Origin of the sequence: Stenotrophomonas sp. SI-NJAU-1, assembly GCF_020883215.1 — a bacterium.
Lineage (GTDB): Bacteria > Pseudomonadota > Gammaproteobacteria > Xanthomonadales > Xanthomonadaceae > Stenotrophomonas > Stenotrophomonas indicatrix.
In genome coordinates this window covers 599,533-615,988 of the sequence record NZ_CP086598.1, presented here as the reverse complement: position 1 = coordinate 615,988, position 16,456 = coordinate 599,533, and the positions used below count along the sequence as shown (strand labels likewise).

The 16,456-nt window shown below is 67.7% G+C and carries 15 protein-coding genes; 8 read left to right on the top strand and 7 right to left on the bottom strand.

Features of this window, described 5'->3' with window-relative positions:
* Window positions 1-758: 758 nt before the first annotated feature.
* The gene (locus LMF57_RS02755; RefSeq protein ID WP_229290733.1) at window positions 759-2,870 is read left to right on the top strand and encodes a glycosyl hydrolase family 18 protein; all 2,112 of its coding nucleotides are present in this window, start codon (window positions 759-761) and stop codon (window positions 2,868-2,870) included.
* Between the two features lie 116 nt (window positions 2,871-2,986).
* Here the strand turns inward: LMF57_RS02755 and LMF57_RS02750 are convergent, their stop codons facing one another.
* Window positions 2,987-3,778, bottom strand: a complete 792-nt coding sequence (locus LMF57_RS02750; RefSeq protein ID WP_229290732.1) for a thioredoxin fold domain-containing protein — start codon at window positions 3,776-3,778, stop codon at window positions 2,987-2,989.
* 99 nt (window positions 3,779-3,877) lie between these two features.
* The gene (gene xerD, locus LMF57_RS02745) at window positions 3,878-4,855 is read right to left on the bottom strand and encodes a site-specific tyrosine recombinase XerD (protein WP_025879354.1); all 978 of its coding nucleotides are present in this window, start codon (window positions 4,853-4,855) and stop codon (window positions 3,878-3,880) included.
* Between the two features lie 56 nt (window positions 4,856-4,911).
* Here xerD and LMF57_RS02740 point away from each other — a divergent pair, with 56 nt between their 5' ends.
* Entirely contained in the window at window positions 4,912-5,400 is a 489-nt protein-coding gene (locus LMF57_RS02740; RefSeq protein ID WP_229290731.1) for an RDD family protein, read from the top strand.
* 82 nt (window positions 5,401-5,482) lie between these two features.
* Here the strand turns inward: LMF57_RS02740 and lptG are convergent, their stop codons facing one another.
* Together lptG and lptF are read right to left on the bottom strand one after the other, a co-directional pair.
* Complete coding sequence (gene lptG, locus LMF57_RS02735; RefSeq protein WP_117309492.1) at window positions 5,483-6,589, bottom strand: LPS export ABC transporter permease LptG; 1,107 nt, start codon at window positions 6,587-6,589, stop codon at window positions 5,483-5,485.
* Complete coding sequence (gene lptF / locus LMF57_RS02730) at window positions 6,586-7,668, bottom strand: LPS export ABC transporter permease LptF (protein WP_117309491.1); 1,083 nt, start codon at window positions 7,666-7,668, stop codon at window positions 6,586-6,588. Before lptF ends, lptG begins: the two co-directional genes overlap by 4 nt.
* A 104-nt stretch (window positions 7,669-7,772) precedes the next feature.
* On the opposite strand from lptF, the gene LMF57_RS02725 reads away from it, so the two are divergent.
* The 5 genes from LMF57_RS02725 to LMF57_RS02705 all read left to right on the top strand — a co-directional run bounded on the left by LMF57_RS02725 (window position 7,773) and on the right by LMF57_RS02705 (window position 13,828).
* Window positions 7,773-9,251, top strand: a complete 1,479-nt coding sequence (locus LMF57_RS02725; protein WP_117309490.1) for a leucyl aminopeptidase — start codon at window positions 7,773-7,775, stop codon at window positions 9,249-9,251.
* 97 nt (window positions 9,252-9,348) lie between these two features.
* Complete coding sequence (locus tag LMF57_RS02720; RefSeq protein WP_140226156.1) at window positions 9,349-9,774, top strand: DNA polymerase III subunit chi; 426 nt, start codon at window positions 9,349-9,351, stop codon at window positions 9,772-9,774.
* 18 nt (window positions 9,775-9,792) lie between these two features.
* Window positions 9,793-9,984: a YqaE/Pmp3 family membrane protein gene (locus LMF57_RS02715; RefSeq protein WP_025879360.1), complete on the top strand. Its 192-nt coding sequence runs from the start codon at window positions 9,793-9,795 to the stop codon at window positions 9,982-9,984.
* Between the two features lie 34 nt (window positions 9,985-10,018).
* On the top strand, window positions 10,019-12,877 hold the full coding sequence (locus LMF57_RS02710) for a valine--tRNA ligase (RefSeq protein ID WP_229290726.1): 2,859 nt from the start codon (window positions 10,019-10,021) through the stop codon (window positions 12,875-12,877).
* A 129-nt stretch (window positions 12,878-13,006) separates the two neighbouring features.
* Window positions 13,007-13,828 carry an EamA family transporter gene (locus LMF57_RS02705; RefSeq protein WP_229290721.1) on the top strand — a complete coding sequence of 274 codons (822 nt, stop codon included), beginning with the start codon at window positions 13,007-13,009 and terminating at the stop codon, window positions 13,826-13,828.
* Window positions 13,829-13,932: 104 nt separating this feature from the next.
* Here the strand turns inward: LMF57_RS02705 and rimI are convergent, their stop codons facing one another.
* The 3 genes from rimI to pssA are packed head-to-tail and all read right to left on the bottom strand — an operon-like array spanning window position 13,933 to window position 15,715.
* Window positions 13,933-14,430 carry a ribosomal protein S18-alanine N-acetyltransferase gene (gene rimI / locus LMF57_RS02700; RefSeq protein WP_117309486.1) on the bottom strand — a complete coding sequence of 166 codons (498 nt, stop codon included), beginning with the start codon at window positions 14,428-14,430 and terminating at the stop codon, window positions 13,933-13,935.
* Window positions 14,427-14,939, bottom strand: a complete 513-nt coding sequence (locus LMF57_RS02695; protein WP_117309485.1) for a hypothetical protein — start codon at window positions 14,937-14,939, stop codon at window positions 14,427-14,429. Before LMF57_RS02695 ends, rimI begins: the two co-directional genes overlap by 4 nt.
* Window positions 14,936-15,715: a CDP-diacylglycerol--serine O-phosphatidyltransferase gene (gene pssA, locus LMF57_RS02690; RefSeq protein ID WP_117309484.1), complete on the bottom strand. Its 780-nt coding sequence runs from the start codon at window positions 15,713-15,715 to the stop codon at window positions 14,936-14,938. The genes LMF57_RS02695 and pssA overlap by 4 nt, the downstream gene beginning before the upstream one ends.
* An 80-nt stretch (window positions 15,716-15,795) precedes the next feature.
* Between pssA and LMF57_RS02685 the strand changes: the two genes are divergently transcribed.
* Window positions 15,796-16,173 (top strand): DUF4124 domain-containing protein, encoded by a 378-nt coding sequence (locus LMF57_RS02685; protein ID WP_117311834.1) that lies wholly within the window; start codon window positions 15,796-15,798, stop codon window positions 16,171-16,173.
* Window positions 16,174-16,456: the final 283 nt, after the last annotated feature.

The following is a 16,456-nucleotide window of genomic DNA, read 5'->3' as shown; positions in this document are numbered from 1 at the left end:
GGCCAAGGCAACAGCAACAGCAACTGCCAAAGCAAAAGCGGGGTTCCCGTGGGATGGCAGGGTGGGTCCGGTTGCGGGGGACGCCGTGAATCCGTCCATGGAGGCTCGGTCGCCGCATCCATGCGGCTCACGCCCCCGCAACCGGACCCACCCCGCCTTCGACAGTTTCCTGCTGCTGTGGGTAGGTGTCGACCTTGGTCGACACGGTAGATCCACGCCATGCGTGGATGCTCCTTGGTCACCGGCCGCTGGCCGGCAATCAGGGAAGGGCCTGCAATCAGACGCCTGAGAGCGGAGCGATCGGCGTTTGATTTTGATCTTTTGTTCGTCTTTCGTGGCTGGCGCCACAGGAACCTGTCAGGGGCCGGGCGGGTGGGCTGCGCAGGGGCGTGAGCCGCATGGATGCGGCGACCGAGCCTACAGGGACGTATTCACGGCGTCCCCTGCGCAGCCCACCCGCCCGGCCCACCCCCAGAAATCCGCTGTAAACGACCAAACCCCAGCCACGAGGGGGCTCCGCCGCTGGCCGCCGACCGCGCGCCAGCGCCGCTCTCCGCCAAATCCCCGAACCATGCACTCGCTCACGGATTGACCACGCAATTGATGACAACGTTGTCCCCACCTGGCGCCGGACTCTCTCCCCGGCCCACCAGGTACCTCCGTCCGCCCCTCCGTCGCCTTCCCGGGCGACGTCCGGACCCTGCGTTACGTGCGGCGCCGCCCTGGCCCGCGCGCCAACCATCGATCGGAGACACACCATGTACGACCCGCTTGTGCAGAGTGCCGATGTACGCAGTGCCCACCCTTCCCTTCATCGCTGTCGCCCGCGCCGTCTGGCCTGGCTGCTGGCCCTGGCCGGGGCGGTCGCCCTGCCCGGCCTGGCCCAGGCCGCCAGTTGTGCCGGCGTGGCCGAATGGGACCAGGCCAGGATCTACCGCAGTGGCGACACCCTGCAGAAGGGCGGGGTCCTCTACCGGGCGAACCAGGACATCTGGAACGCGCCGCCGGACCATCCGGCCGGGGCGCCCTACTACACCAACCTCGGCGCCTGCGACGGCGGCGGGGCCAACCAGCCGCCGGTGGTCAGCCTGACCTCGCCGGCCAACGGCGCCACCTTCAGCGCCGGCAGCACGGTCAACGTGACCGCCAACGCCAGTGATGCGGACGGCAGCGTCAGCAAGGTCGAGTTCTTCCGCGATGGCAGTTCGCTGGGCATCGACACCAGCGCGCCGTACAGCGCCAGCTGGGCCAACGCCAGCGCCGGCAGCCACACCCTGCGCGCGGTCGCCACCGACAACAACAACGCCACCGCCAGCACCGCGACCATCACCATCACCGTCAACGCAGCCAGTGGCGATACCACCGCGCCCAGCGTGCCCGGCGGCCTGGCCGTGGGTACCCGCACCGCCAACAGCATCGCCCTGAGCTGGAGCCCGTCCAGCGACAACACCGGTGGCAGCGGCGTGGCCGGCTACGACGTGTACCGCAATGGCAGCCTGGTCGGCTCGCCGTCCAGCGCCAGCTATGTCGATGGCGGGCTGACCGCGTCCACCAGCTACAGCTACCGCGTGCGTGCGCGCGACAACGCCGGCAATGCATCGGCACAGGGCACGGCAGTGACCGCCAGCACCCTGGCCGACGACGGTGGCACCACCGGCAAGCGGGTCATCGGTTACTTCACCCAGTGGGGCATCTACGGCCGCAACTACCGGGTCAAGAACATCGACAGCAGTGGTTCGGCCGCGCGCCTGACCCATATCAACTACGCCTTCGGCAACGTGCGCAACAACCGCTGCGAAGTGGGCGTCACCCAGCCGTCGGACCCGAACAGCGGTGCCGGTGGCGATGCCTTCGCCGACTACACCAAGGCCTTCGGTGCCGGCGAAAGCGTGAGCGGCAGCGCCGATACCTGGGACCAGCCGTTGCGCGGCAACTGGAACCAGCTCAAGCAGCTCAAGGCCAAGTACCCGGGCATGAAGGTGCTGATCTCGCTGGGTGGCTGGACCTGGTCGCGCGGCTTCTCCAGCGCGGCGCAACCGGCCAACCGCCAGGCCTTCGTTGCTTCGTGCATCGATGCCTACATCAAGGGCAACCTGCCGGTGACCGACGGTGCCGGTGGCCCCGGTGCGGCGCTGGGGGTGTTCGATGGCATCGACATCGACTGGGAATACCCGGTGGCCTGCGGTATCGCCTGCGGCACGCCCGAAGACAACGCCAACTTCACCGCGCTGATGGCCGAATTCCGCCGCCAGCTCGATGCGGTGCGTCCGGGCCTGCTGCTGACGGTGGCGGTCGGCGCCGGCATCGACAAGATCCGCGTCACCGATCCGGCCGCGTACCACCCGTACCTGGACTACATCAACGTGATGACCTACGACTTCCACGGCGCGTGGGATGCGAAGACCAATCACCAGTCGGCGCTGTTCGATTCGCCGAATGATCCGTCCACCGGCGACCAGAAGCTGTACAACAGCAACGACGCCATCGAGGCCTTCATCAGCCGTGGTGTTCCCGCCGCCAAGCTCAACCTGGGCATCGGTTACTACGGGCGCGGCTGGACCGGGGTGACCAACGCCAACAATGGCCTGTACCAGAGCGCCACCGGTGCGGCACCGGGTACCTACGAGGCTGGCATTGAAGACTGGAAGGTGCTGAAGAACCTGGCGTGGCCGAGCTACACCGACAACACCGCCGGTGCCACCTGGATCTACAACGGCAGCACGTTGTGGAGCTTCGATACCCCGGCCAACATCACCCGCAAGATGGGCTACGTGAAGACCCAGGGACTGGGCGGCGCGTTCGTCTGGGAGTTCAGCGGCGACGATGCGCAGGGCACGCTGACCAAGGCGGTCAGTGATGGGTTGAAGTAAAAAAAGGCCGGGGGCGCACTGCGTCCCCGGCTTTCTGACTGAGGCATCCGCCGGGCATGGCCCGGCGCTACCCGCCCATCCACGGTAGCGCCGGGCCATGCCCGGCGACGTTTCAATCAGCGCTTGGCCGACAGCTTCTCCAACGCTGCACGCAGCTGCACCGGCGGCAGGTAGCCGCCGAGCTGGGTGCCATCGGGCGCAAAGATCGCCGGCGTGCCATTCACGCCCAACTGCTGGCCCAGTGCGTACTGCATCGCCACCGGGTTGGTGCAGTTCTTCGCTGCCACCGTGCCACCACGCTTGGCATTGGTCAGCGCCTGGCGACGATCGGCCGCGCACCAGACCGAGATCATGTCGGTGTAATCCTTGCTGCCCAGCCCCATGCGCGGGAAGGCCAGGTATTCGACGGTGATGCCGTTGCGGTTGAGCTCGGCGATGTCCTGGTGCAGCTTGCGGCAGTAGCCGCATTCGATGTCGGTGAACACGCTGATGGTGTACTTCGCGTTCGGCGCGGCGAACACGATGCGGTCGCCATGGTTGGCCTTGGCCAGCAGGTCGCGACGATAGCCCAGCAGGCCTTCGCTGTTGGCCGGGCTCTTGGCGCGGGTGTCGTAGGGCTGCGACTGGAACAGGTAGCGGCCGTCGTCGGAGACGTACAGCAGCTGGCCGGAGACCACCACTTCACGGAAGCCCGGGAAGGGCGCGGCACCGATGTAGTCCACCTGGAAGCCGGGGTTGAGCTCGGTCAGCGCCTTGCGCACGGCCTGCTCGGCCGGAGCATTGACCGTGGCGGCGGGGCCGGCCTTGGCTGCCGCTGCAGCGGGGGCCTTTGCGGCGGGCGGGGCGGGCTGGGCGCAGGCACTCAGGCTGAGCGCGCCGAACACGGCGGCGATGGCGAATCGGAGCATGGAGCAGTCCGCAGCAGAAAGAAGACCCCGGATTCTGACACAGCCATCCTGAGCGGTCCGCGATGCCGCGCACAGGCCCGGCTGGCCCCCGCCATGGGCTCAGCCGCGGGGATGATGGCGGGCGTGCAGCTTCTGCAGGTGCTCGCGTGCGACCAGCGTGTAGATCTGCGTGGTGGACAGCGAGCTGTGGCCCAGCAACATCTGCAGCGCGCGCAGGTCGGCGCCGCGGTTGAGCAGGTGGGTGGCGAAACTGTGCCTCAGTCCATGCGGACTGATCCGCGCCGGGTCGATACCGGCCACCGCCGCGTAGCGCTTGACCAGGTGCCAGAACGCCTGGCGGGTCAAGCCATGCAGCGCCGGTTCGATGAACAGGGGCGTCTGCCCGTCGGCCAGCGCCTGCACCTTGCCCTTCCCCACCAGCTGCGGTCGCGACTGCTGCAGGTAGCGTTCCAGCCAGTACTGCGACTCCTCGCCCAGCGGCACCAGGCGTTCCTTGCTGCCCTTGCCGGTCACCCGCAGCACGCCCTGGCGCAGGTTCACCGCCGTAGCGGGCAACAGCACCAGCTCGCTCACCCGCAGCCCGGCGGCATACATCAGCTCCAGCATGGCGCGGTCGCGCAGGCCGAGCGGACTGTCGATATCCGGTGCCGCCAGCAGCGCGTCGATCTGGCTCTCTGCCAGCGCCTTGGGCAGCAGCCGTGGCAGCTTCGGCGGGTCCAGCAGCGCACTGGGATCCTCGCTGCGTTCGCCACGCCGCACGGCATCGGCAAAGAACGCGCGCAGCGCCGACAGCAACCGCGCGTTGCTGCGCGGTGACCAGTTGTGGCGGGTGCGCCAGGCCAGGTAATCGAACAGACCGGCGCGTTCAATACCGGCCAGACCACCGTCGCGCCCGTCACACCAGCGCGCCAGGCCTTCAAGGTCGCGGCGATAGCTGTCCAGGGTGGCGCGGGCCAGACCGTGCTCGGCCCAGATCGCATCGAGGAAACGCTGGATGCGCTGACTGTCCTCGCCGCGCAGCTCGGGCAGTTGCTGGACCAGCTGACGACGTTCGGCGGGAGTGGAAGTGACGGCCATGCACGCAGCATACGAGGCCAACTGCGGGCACGGCCAGCATTGCGTATGCTCGGCACATGTCGAGCCCCGCCACCGATGCGACCCACGTCGCCGCTGATACGCCCCGCCCGCGCGCGCTGCTGCTTTGGCGCCTGCTGGCGATGATCTATGACGCGCTGCCGGTGCTGGCCTTGTGGATGCTGGCCGGCACGGTCTTCACCCTGGCCTATGCGTTCAGCGGCCATGCGCAGCGCGAGAACATCGCGCCCTTCAGTGCCTGGCAATGGCTGCTGTGGGCGGTGTGCTGGGCCTTGACCGGGTGGTATGCCACCGCCAGCTGGCGGCGCGGTGGGCAGACACTGGGCATGCGCCCGTGGCGGTTGAAACTGGAATCACGCGATGGCACGCCGTTGCGACGCGGCCAGCTGTGGCTGCGTTTCGCGGTGGCCACGTTGTCGTTGCTGCTGGGCGGATTGGGCTTCTGGTGGGCGTTGGTGGATCGCCAGCGGCTGACCTGGCACGACCGCGCGAGTGCCACGCAGCTGCTGCGGATGCCGAAGCGCTGACCTGTGCTGGCAGCGCCGGGCCATGCCCGGCGGACGCGGGATATCGCACACCTTCACCGGGCATGGCCCGGTGCTACCGGAATCAGCCCGATTTGCGCCGGAACAACAACCCGGACACCGCCAGCATCACGATCGGCGGCAGCGCGTAGGCAATGCGGTAGTCGAACTTCAGCGCGCCGGCCATGCGGCCGAAGAACAGCTGCAGCAGCCAGAACGCCAGCGCGAACAGGATGCCCAGGAACAGGCGCTTGCCCATGCCGCCACTGCGCAGCGAACCGAACGCGAACGGCACCGCCGCCAGGCACAGCGCCAGCACATTCAACGGATAGAACCAGCGGCTCCAGTACACATCCTCGTAGTCGCGTGCATCCAGGCCGTTGCGCTCGCGGTAAGCGATGCTGGTGCTCAGCTCGGACACGCTGAGGTTGCGCGGCTTGGCGATGCCGGTGGCCAGGGCGCCGGCATCCAGCTTGGAATTCCACGGCTCACGGGCCGCTTCCTGGCGCGTTGCCGAGCGCTCGCCGAAGGTGTCACGGCGCACGCCGGTCAACACCCAGCCATCCTTGTCATGCTCGGCGGTGGCGGCGTGGGTCAACGTACCGATCCGACCCTCTTCGTCGATCTTGTACAGGCGCACGTCACGCAGAATCAGCCGCGTGCCCTTGTCGCCGACCAGCTGCTCCTCGCCACTCTGTGCGTTGAGGAAGGTGTCACCCTCGCGCGCCCACAGGCCGGAGTAACGCGCCACCGCGATGTCGGTGCCCCACTTGGCACTCATCTTCAGCGAATCGGCGCGGTTCTGGCCCCACGGCCCCAGGGTCTCGGCGCTGATCACCATCAACCCGGTCAACAACGACAGGGCGATCGCCACCGACACGCTCAGGCGCTTGCGCGACAGGCCCAGTGCGCGCAGCGCGGTCAGTTCCGAGGTCGCGGCCAGCTGGCCCAGGCCCATCAGCGCGCCGATCACCGCCGCGGTCGGGAACATCGTGTAGGCCCGGCGCGGCACGGTGTACAGCACCCAGGCCGCAGCATGGCCCAGCGAATAGCCATTCTTGCCGATGTCCTTGAACTCGCCGGAGAAGGCCATCAGCACGTCCAGGCCGACCAGCACCGCCCAGGTCAGCAGCACGGTACCCAGCACCGCCCGGCCCAGGTACAGATCGAAACGCATCGGTCGCAGCATCATGCGCGGGCTCCCTTCGGACGTGCCATGCGGCCATCGCGCGCGTACATCCACACCGCCAGTGCGAGCAGCGGCAGGGTCAGCCACCACAGGCCCAGCGCCGGCGGGATCTGGCCGTTGGCGATCCAGCCACTGCCGATGAACATCATGTTGGTACCGACCATGTAGGCCAGCAGGGCCAGCATCATCCGGCCGTAGCGCTGCTGCCGCGGCGAACTGCGCCCCAGCGGCACGGTCAGCAGGGCAAAGGCCAGCGCGATCAGTGGCGGGGCCAGGCGACGGTGCAGCTGTGCCTGGGCCTCGGGGCGCTTGTCACCGAACAGCGCGGTGGTCGGCATCAGTTCGGGGTCATCGCTCTTGCGGGCTTCACTGCCGTCGGGCAACGCCACGTCGTTGCGGGCGAAGGTGGCCAGACGATAATCCAGTCCGCCAGCCACCGGCCCTTCCAGCTGATGACCATCATCCAGCTCGAGGAAGCGCTGGCGGGCGCCTTCGAAGTACATGCGACCATTGGCAGCGGACACCACTTCAAGGCGATCCTCCTTCTGCCGCTGCAGGAATACCCGGCCCAGCTGGCTGCCGTCGGGCGAGATCGAGGCGACATAGACCACCCCGCCATTGGGCAGCGGGGTGAACCGGCCCGGCTCCAGGCCGGCCATCAGCACGCTGCGGTTGGCGTCCTGGACCATCTGTTCGGCGGTGCGCGCGGCCCAGGGGCCGAGCCACAGCGAACAGGCCCCGACCACCGCGATCACCGGCAGCACCAGCATCAGCAGGGGCTTGAGCAGGCGCCGGGGGCCGACACCGATGGCGGTGATGACGGCCATTTCCGAGTCGCGGTAGAGGCGGGCGATGGCCAGCAGCAGGCCCAGCATCAGTGCCAGCGGCAGGATCAGCGGCATGTAGACGATGAACTGCAGGCCCAGCTGCGAGAACAGCAGCTTGGCCGGCAGCCGCCCGTCGGCGATGTTGCCGAGGATGTCCACCAGCACGCCGCCCACGCTGACCACCAGCAGGACGATCAGGGTAGCCAGGAAACTCTGGACGAAATCGCCCAATAGATAGCGGTCGAGCTTCAACATGGGGCGGTGGTTTAAACTCTCAGGTTCGTTCGCGGTGCCGCCCAGTCTAGCGTCTGGGCGTAAACGGTCCGCGATTGTACGGACTTGCCAATGGAATCTGCTCAATGGCTCTCGAATTCACCCTGAACCACCTCGCCGCGGCTTCGGCCGCCGTTGACTGCATCGTCGTCGGCGCCTATGCCGACCATACCCTGACTGCGTCCGCGCAGGCACTGGATGCTGCAAGCGGTGGACGCCTGGCCGCCCTGGCCCAGCGCGGCGACCTGTCCGGCAAGACCGGCGCCACCACCCTGCTGCACGACCTGCCGGGCGTGACCGCCCCGCGCGTGCTGGTGGTCGGCCTCGGCGATGCCGCCCGCTTCGGCGTGCCGCAGTACCTGAAGGCGGTCGGCGATGCCGTGCGCGCGCTGAAGGCCGGCGCTGCCCGCAGCGCACTGTTCACCCTGTCCGAAGTGGCAGTGAAGGACCGCGACGCGGCCTGGGCGATCCGCCAGGCGGTGATCGCCGCCGACCACGCGGCCTACCGCTACACCGCCACCCTGGGCAAGAAGAAGGCCGACGATGCCGGCCTGGCCCAGCTGGCCATCGCCGGTGAGGACGTGCAGGCCTTGGCCCAGGGCCAGGCCATCGCCGCCGGTGTCGAGTTCGCCCGCGAGCTGGGCAACCTGCCGCCGAACTACTGCACCCCGGCCTACCTGGCTGAAGTGGGCGTGAAATTCGCCGGCGAGCATGACGGTGCCGAAGCCGAGATCCTCGACGAGACCCAGATGGAAGCGCTGGGCATGGGCTCGCTGCTGGCCGTGGCCCGTGGCTCGGCCAACCGCCCGCGCCTGGTCGTGCTGAAGTGGAGCAATGGCGGCGACGCCAAGCCCTACGTGCTGGTCGGCAAGGGCATCACCTTCGATACCGGTGGCGTCAACCTGAAGACCCAGGGCGGCATCGAAGAGATGAAGTACGACATGTGCGGTGGCGCCAACGTCATCGGCACCTTCGTCGCCGCGGTCAAGGCCAAGCTGCCGTTGAATCTTGTGGTGGTGGTCCCGGCGGTGGAAAACGCCATCGACGGCAATGCCTACCGTCCGTCCGACGTCATCACCTCGATGTCGGGCAAGACCATCGAAGTGGGCAACACCGACGCCGAAGGCCGCCTGATCCTGTGCGACGCACTGACCTACGCACAGCGCTTCGAGCCGCAGGCGCTGGTCGATGTGGCCACCCTGACCGGTGCCTGCATGGTCGCCCTCGGCCACCAGACCGCAGGCCTGATGAGCAAGCACGACGACCTGGCCAACGAACTGCTGGCCGCCGGCGAGCAGGTCTTCGACCGCGCCTGGCGCCTGCCGCTGTGGGACGAGTACCAGCCGATGCTGGATTCCAGCTTCGCCGACGTCTACAACATCGGCGGCCGCTGGGCCGGTGCGATCACCGCCGGCTGCTTCCTGTCGCGCTTCGCCGAAGGCCAGCGCTGGGCCCATCTGGACATCGCCGGCGTGGCCAGCGATGAAGGCAAGCGTGGCATGGCCACCGGCCGGCCGGTCGGCCTGCTGAGCCAGTGGTTGCTGGACCAGGTCGCCCGCGCCTGACGCCGTACCCGACCCTGGCCGGCAACCGCCGGCCGGGGCCTCGCCGGTCCAGCCGCCACCCGGCATGGATCGGCACCTGCCTCACCTGGATGCCGCCATGCCCCGCGCCGACTTCTACCTGATCGCCAAGCCCCGTTTCCTGACCGAGCCGTTGCGCCTGGTCTGCGAGCTGGCGCGCAAGGCCAACGACGCCGGGTTGTTCACCCTGGTCCTCGCCCGCGACCAGGCCCAGGCCGAAGAACTTGACGAACTTCTCTGGTCGTTCGACGACGATGCCTACATTCCGCACCAGATCGCAGGTGAGGACGTGGACGAGGAAGAAGCCCTGGTACTGATCGCCCCGCCCGGCGGCGAGGCGCCCGTGCGGCCGCTGGTGATCAACCTGCGCGACGAACCCTGGCTGGGCCAGTGCGAGCGCGTGCTGGAAGTGGTCCCGGCCGATCCGGAAGCACGCGAACCACTGCGCGAGCGCTGGCGCCAGTACAAGACCGCCGGCTACGACCTGAACAAGCACGACATGTAAGCCCTGCGAGGACCCTTGATGCGCCTGCTGATCGCCCTGATTCTTCCCTGGCTGTCCTTTTTCACCATCGGCCGGCCGTTTGCCGGCATCGTCTGCCTGATCCTGCAGATCACCCTGATCGGCTGGCTGCCCGCCGCGATCTGGGCTGCCTATTCGGTCAGCCAGTACCACACCGACCAGAAGATCCGGCGCACCCTCGGGTCGCGCTGATCTCCCTTCCCGCCTTGATGACTGGTTCCCCCGCATGACCCAACTCGCCTCCAGCTACGACCCGAAGTCCTTCGAGACCGACCTCTACGAGGCCTGGGAGAAGGCCGGCCATTTCAAGCCGTCCGGCAAGGGCGAGCCGTACACCATCCTGCTGCCGCCGCCGAACGTGACCGGCACCCTGCACATGGGCCATGCCTTCCAGCAGACCCTGATGGATGCGCTGGTGCGCTACCACCGCATGCGCGGCTACGACACGCTGTGGCAGGTCGGTACCGACCACGCCGGCATCGCCACCGAGATGGTGGTCAGCCGCAACCTGGCGCTGGAAGGCAACGGCGAAACCCGCGATTCGCTGGGCCGCGAGGGCTTCATCGGCAAGGTGTGGGAATGGAAGCAGCAGTCCGGTGACATCATCGAACGGCAGATGCGCCGCCTGGGCACCTCGGCCGACTGGTCGCGCAGCACCTTCACCATGGACCCGCAGCCGTCCGAAGCGGTGATCGAAGCCTTCGTGCGCTGGCACGAACAGGGCCTGATCTACCGTGGCCAGCGCCTGGTCAACTGGGATCCGGTGCTGAAGACGGCGATCTCGGACCTGGAAGTGGAGAGCGCCGAGGAAGAGGGTTTCCTGTGGTCGATCGCCTACCAGCTGGATGAAGGCCTGAGCTACGAACACATCGAGCGCGATGCCGACGGCGTCGAGACCCTGCGCGAAACCCGCGATTACCTGGTGGTCGCCACCACCCGCCCGGAAACCCTGCTGGGCGACACCGCGGTGATGGTGCATCCGGAAGACGAGCGTTACCTGCACCTGATCGGCAAGAGCGTGGTGCTGCCGCTGACCGGCCGCCGCGTGCCGGTGATCGCTGATGACTACGTGGACCGTGCGTTCGGTACCGGCGTGGTCAAGGTCACCCCGGCGCATGACTTCAACGATTACCAGGTGGGCGTGCGCCACAGCCTGCCGATGATCAACCTGTTCACGCCGGTGGCCGCGATCAACGACAACGCGCCGGAGCGTTTCCAGGGGCTGGACCGTTACGACGCGCGCAAGGCCGTGCTGGCTGAACTGGAAGACCTGGGCATCCTGGTCGAGACCAAGGCGCACAAGCTGCAGGTGCCGCGCGGCGACCGTACCGGCCAAGTGATCGAGCCGTACCTGACCGACCAGTGGTTCGTGAAGATGGACGAACTGGCCAAGCGTGGCCTGGAGCTGGTCGAAGGTACCGATGGAAAGCCGGGCAGCATCTCCTTCGTGCCGCCGAACTGGATCAACACCTACCGCCACTGGATGACCAACATCCAGGATTGGTGCATCAGCCGCCAGCTGTGGTGGGGCCACCGCATTCCGGCGTGGTTCGATGCCGCCACCGGCAGCTGCTACGTCGGCCGCAGCGAAGACGAGGTGCGGGCGAAAAACAATCTCGGCAGCGACGTCGTGCTGAGCCAGGAAAGCGACGTGCTGGAGACCTGGTTCTCCTCGCAGCTGTGGCCGTTCTCCACCCTGGGCTGGCCGAACGAGCAGGCGATGGCCGAGCGCGGTTTCGACCGCTACCTGCCGTCGTCGGTGCTGATCACCGGCTTCGACATCATCTTCTTCTGGGTGGCGCGCATGATCATGGCCACCGACAACCTGACCGGGAAGATCCCGTTCAAGGACGTCTACTTCACCGGCCTGATCCGCGACGGCCAGGGCCAGAAGATGTCCAAGAGCAAGGGCAACGTGCTCGATCCGCTGGACATCATCGACGGCATCACCATCGATGATCTGGTGGCCAAGCGCACCGGCGGGCTGATGCAGCCGCGCATGGTCGAGAAGATCGAGAAGGCCACGCGCAAGGAGTTCCCGGACGGCATCGCCGCCCATGGTGCCGATGCGCTGCGTTTCACCATCGCCGCGCTGGCCACCCATGGCCGCGACATCAAGTTCGACATGAACCGCGCCGAGGGCTACAAGAATTTCTGCAACAAGCTGTGGAACGCCAGCCGCTTCACCCTGATGAACACCGAAGGTGCAGCGTTCACCGGTGCGCCGACGCCGCGGACCGATGCCGAGCGCTGGATCCTCTCTCGCCTGGCCGCCACCACCGCCGAGGCGCAGGGCCATTTCGCCGCCTATCGCTTCGACCTGCTGGCGCAGTGCCTGTACGAGTTCGCGTGGAACGCGTTCTGCGACTGGTTCCTGGAGCTGAGCAAGCCGGCATTGAACGGCGCCGATGCCGCCGACGCCGACAGCACCCGCCACACCCTGCTGTACGTGCTGGAAGCGCTGCTGCGCCTGCTGCACCCGCTGACGCCGTTCATCACCGAACAGCTGTGGCAGCAGCTGGCACCGCGCCTGGGCCTGGCCGAAACCACGCTGTCGCTGCGTCCGTACCCGACCGCCGCCGAGTTCGAAGGCGATTTCACCCAGGCCGAGGCCGACGTGGAATGGTTGAAGGCGGTGATCAGTGCGGTGCGCCGCGTGCGCAGCGAGTTGAACGTCGCCCCGTCCAGGCTGGTACCGCTGCGCCTGCTGGCCGGCCAGGAACATGCCGGGCAGAGCCAGGACCGCGCGCGCATCGAGCGCTTCAGTGCCTCGCTGTCGTTCCTGCTGAAGCTGGACAGCATCCAGTGGCTGGCCGACGCACAGAGTGCGCCGCCGGCCGCCGCCGCGATCGTCGGTGAGCTGAAGCTGCTGGTACCGCTGGAAGGCCTGGTTGATCTCGATGCCGAGCGCGCGCGCCTGGACAAGGAGATCAAGCGCGTGGAAGGCGAACAGGAGAAGAGCGAGACCAAGCTGGCCAAGTTCTCCGACAAGGTTCCGCCGGCGGTGATCGAGCAGGAACGCGTGCGCTTGGTCGACTGGAACAACCAGCTGGCCGGCCTGCGCGAACAGCGCGCGAAGCTGTAATCGCTGATCGGGTGGGTGCGGACCGTGGTCCGCACCGCTGTGAAGTGCCAACCAAGGTTGGCACATTCTCGAGGTCGACGCCGGGCAATGCCCGGCGTTTCCTTTTGCCTCGCATGGCATCATCGCCTGATGCCGCTTTCCATCTTCCTGCTGGTCCTCGCCGCCGCCGCACTGCACGCCAGCTGGAACGCGATCGTCAAACGCGGGCCGGACAAGTTCCTCGGAACGGTGCTGGTCACCGGCAGCGCTGCACTGCTGTCGGCGATCGCCCTGCCCCTGCTGCCCATGCCCACCGCCGCAAGCTGGCCGTGGCTGGCCGTCTCGGTGCTGCTGCAGGTGACGTACTACGCATTGGTCGCACGCTGCTACCAGCAGGTCGACATGAGCCTGGCGTATCCGATGATGCGCGGTTGCGCGCCCATCCTCGTTGCGCTGGCCGGCGCCGTGCTCGGCGAACGCCTGCCGCCTGCAGCCTGGCTCGGCGTCCTCCTGGTAAGCGGCGGCATCCTGTGCATGGCCCGCGGCGCACGTGGCGGCCAGCTGCGCCTGCCGTTGCTGACGGCGGCGATGATCGCCACCTACACCCTGGTCGATGCGCAGGGCGCCCGACTGTCCGGCAATGCGCTGAGCTACACGCTGTGGCTGTTCCTGCTGTCGGGCATTCCGTTGCCGTTGTGGGCGCTGCATCGGCAGCGCGGTGTGCTGCTGGCGTATGCGCGCCGGCACTGGCCGCTGGGCGTGGCCGGCGGCATCGGCACCACCGCCTCGTATGCGATGGCGCTGTGGGCGATGACCCAGGTGCCGGTGGCAATGGTGTCGGCCCTGCGCGAATCGTCGATCCTGTTCGCGCTGCTGATCTCGGTGTTCCTGCTGCGCGAACGGGTACCGCGTGCGCGTTGGGTGGCTGCCGCATTGATCGTGGCTGGCGTGCTCGCGCTGCGGTTGGCCTGAGGAAAGCGTGCCAACCAAGGTTGGCAACTACCATGGCAGGCGATCGGTCGATCACAGTGGAGACCGGTTGGTAGTGCCGGCCGCTGGCCGGCAACCATTCTCCGTTACAGCGGCGGCATTGTCTCCAGCTCGCCGTCCACCAGTTCGATCGCCATCACCAGCGCATCTTCGCGCCCCTGCGCAGCAGGGTAGTAGCGGGGGCGCCGGCCGATCTCGTTGAAGCCTTCGCTGTGATACAGCGCCAGCGCCGGGGCATTGGACGGACGCACTTCCAGGAACACCCGCTGCGCGCCTCGATCACCGGCCAGGCGGACCAGCGCACGCAGCAACTGGCGGCCGAGCCCCCGCGACTGCACCAGCGGATCGATGCAGATGTTCAGCACATGGGCTTCATCGGCAGCGAGGCTGAGCACGCCATAGCCGATCAGCAGGCCATCACGCTCCATGGCCAGGCCGGGGTAACCGGCACGCAGGCAATCCAGGAAAATGCCGCGGGTCCAGGGATAGGGATAGCCACGCACTTCGATGGCCATCACCGCGTTGAGGTCGCTCTCGCGCAGCGCACGCATCGCCACCTGCCCGGGCTGGCTGACCGCACTCATGCGGTTCCGCCCTTGCGCAATGCGCGCAGTCGCGGCCACAACGCGCGCTTGGCTGCGGGGTCGCGACGCAGTTGCTCCAGCGGCCAGCTGTCCATCAGCGCCTGTGTGGCCGGGTCGTTGGGATTGCAGCCGGAAGCCCGCAACAGTGCGATCTGCAGGCGGTCGGGCAGGCGCACCAGCGGCTGCCGCGCGTTGCCGGTGGGCAGCGGACGGGCCGCAACCGGTACGGTATCCGGCGCCGCTACCGGTGCGGCAGTGCGTGGCGGCGCGCGCTCGGGCCGCGCTTCCAGCACCGGACCGCGCTGGCCGCGTTCCTGCGGCGTCGACGGGCGCGGCATGGGTGCCGGCTCGACCGCCGCAGGCATCGATGCCGTGGCTTCGGCCACGCTCAGCTGCAATGCCGCGTCCATTTCGGCGGCCAACTGGCCGTCGTGATAGACGGTGTAGCCCATGGCCTGCAGCCAGGCCTGCTGGGCCGGGGACCACAACAGGGGCAGGTCCTGGCTCACGCCGCCTCGGGCTTCTTGCGCAGGCGCTGCACGCCCCACATCACCGGGCCTGACAGGGCGTACAGGATGCCGACGACGAACAGCACGCGGGGCAGGTCGATCACCGCGATGGCGATGGCGATCGGCACCAGTGCCAGCACCAGGAACGGGACACGGTCCGAACGCGCGCCCTGCTTGGCCGGACCGCCCTTGAAGCTCCAGAAGCGGATGCGGCTGACCATCAGCAGTGCGGCGACCAGGGTCACCGCCAGCGCCACGAAGCGCAGCTCGTTGCCGTTCCAGCCCAGCGTGCCATCGGCGAAGGCCCACACGAAGGACATCATCAGGCCGGCAGCAGCCGGGCTGGCCAGGCCGACGAACCAGCGCTTGTCGACCACCGCTACCTGGGTATTGAAGCGCGCCAGGCGCAGGGCCGCGCAGGCGGCGTACAGGAACGCCACCGCCCAGCCCAGGCGACCGACCAGCTCACCGTCGTATTTCAGTTCCGACAGGGACCAGTGATACATCACCAGAGCCGGTGCCATGCCGAAGCTGACCAGATCGGCCAGCGAGTCGTACTGCACGCCGAACTCGCTGCTGGTACCGGTCAGGCGCGCGACACGGCCATCGAGACCATCCATCACCGCCGCCACGAACACGGCGATGCTGGCATTGACGAAATCCCCATTGGCCGCGGCGATGATGGCGTAGAAGCCAGAGAACAGCCCAGCCGTGGTGAACAGGTTGGGCAGCAGGTAAATCGTGCGCGAGCGCGGCGGCGGTGTGATCGGGTCCATGGAATCCAGTTTAATCGACTTGCCAGCGCTCGGCGCCAATGCTGCAATCGGCGTTCTACGCCCATTCCGCGGAGTTTGCCATGCGTGCCCTGTCCTGCCTGGGTTGCCTGCTGCTGTTGGCCAGTACCACTGCGCTGGCCGGCCCTGTCTACAAGTGGAAGGACGCCAAGGGCGTGACCCAGTATTCGGAAACGCCGCCGGCGGGGGCGAAGTACGAGACCCGTGCCCAGGCCAGGACAGCGGCGACGGACGCGGCCCCGGAGCCAGCCGCCGCGCCGGTGCCGGAACAATGCAGCACCGCCCGCGCCAACGTGACGCTGCTGGAAGGCAGTGGCCCGGTGATGCACGACACCGACGGCGACGGCAAGCCCGATACCGCGCTTACCCCCGAACAGCGCAGCGCGCAGAAGGGCCTGGCCGAGGCAGCGATCAAGGCGTACTGCCCTCCGGCGGGTTGAGGGGGGATCGGCCGGGCGGCGCCCGGCACCCGCCGAATCAACGTCAACGTCAACGTCAAAAGCGGGCATTCCGCGGGATGACGGGGCGGTGTCGGATTGCGGGGACGCCGTAAACCCATCCGTGGGGGCTTGGCAGCCGCATCCATGCGGCTGACACCCCGCAATCCGACACCGCCCCGTCTTCGACAGTTTCCCGGTGGCCAGTAGATCCACGCCATGCGTGGATGTTCTACGTTCAATTGTCGAAATATTCGATTTCGACGGAGATTCATCCACGCATGGC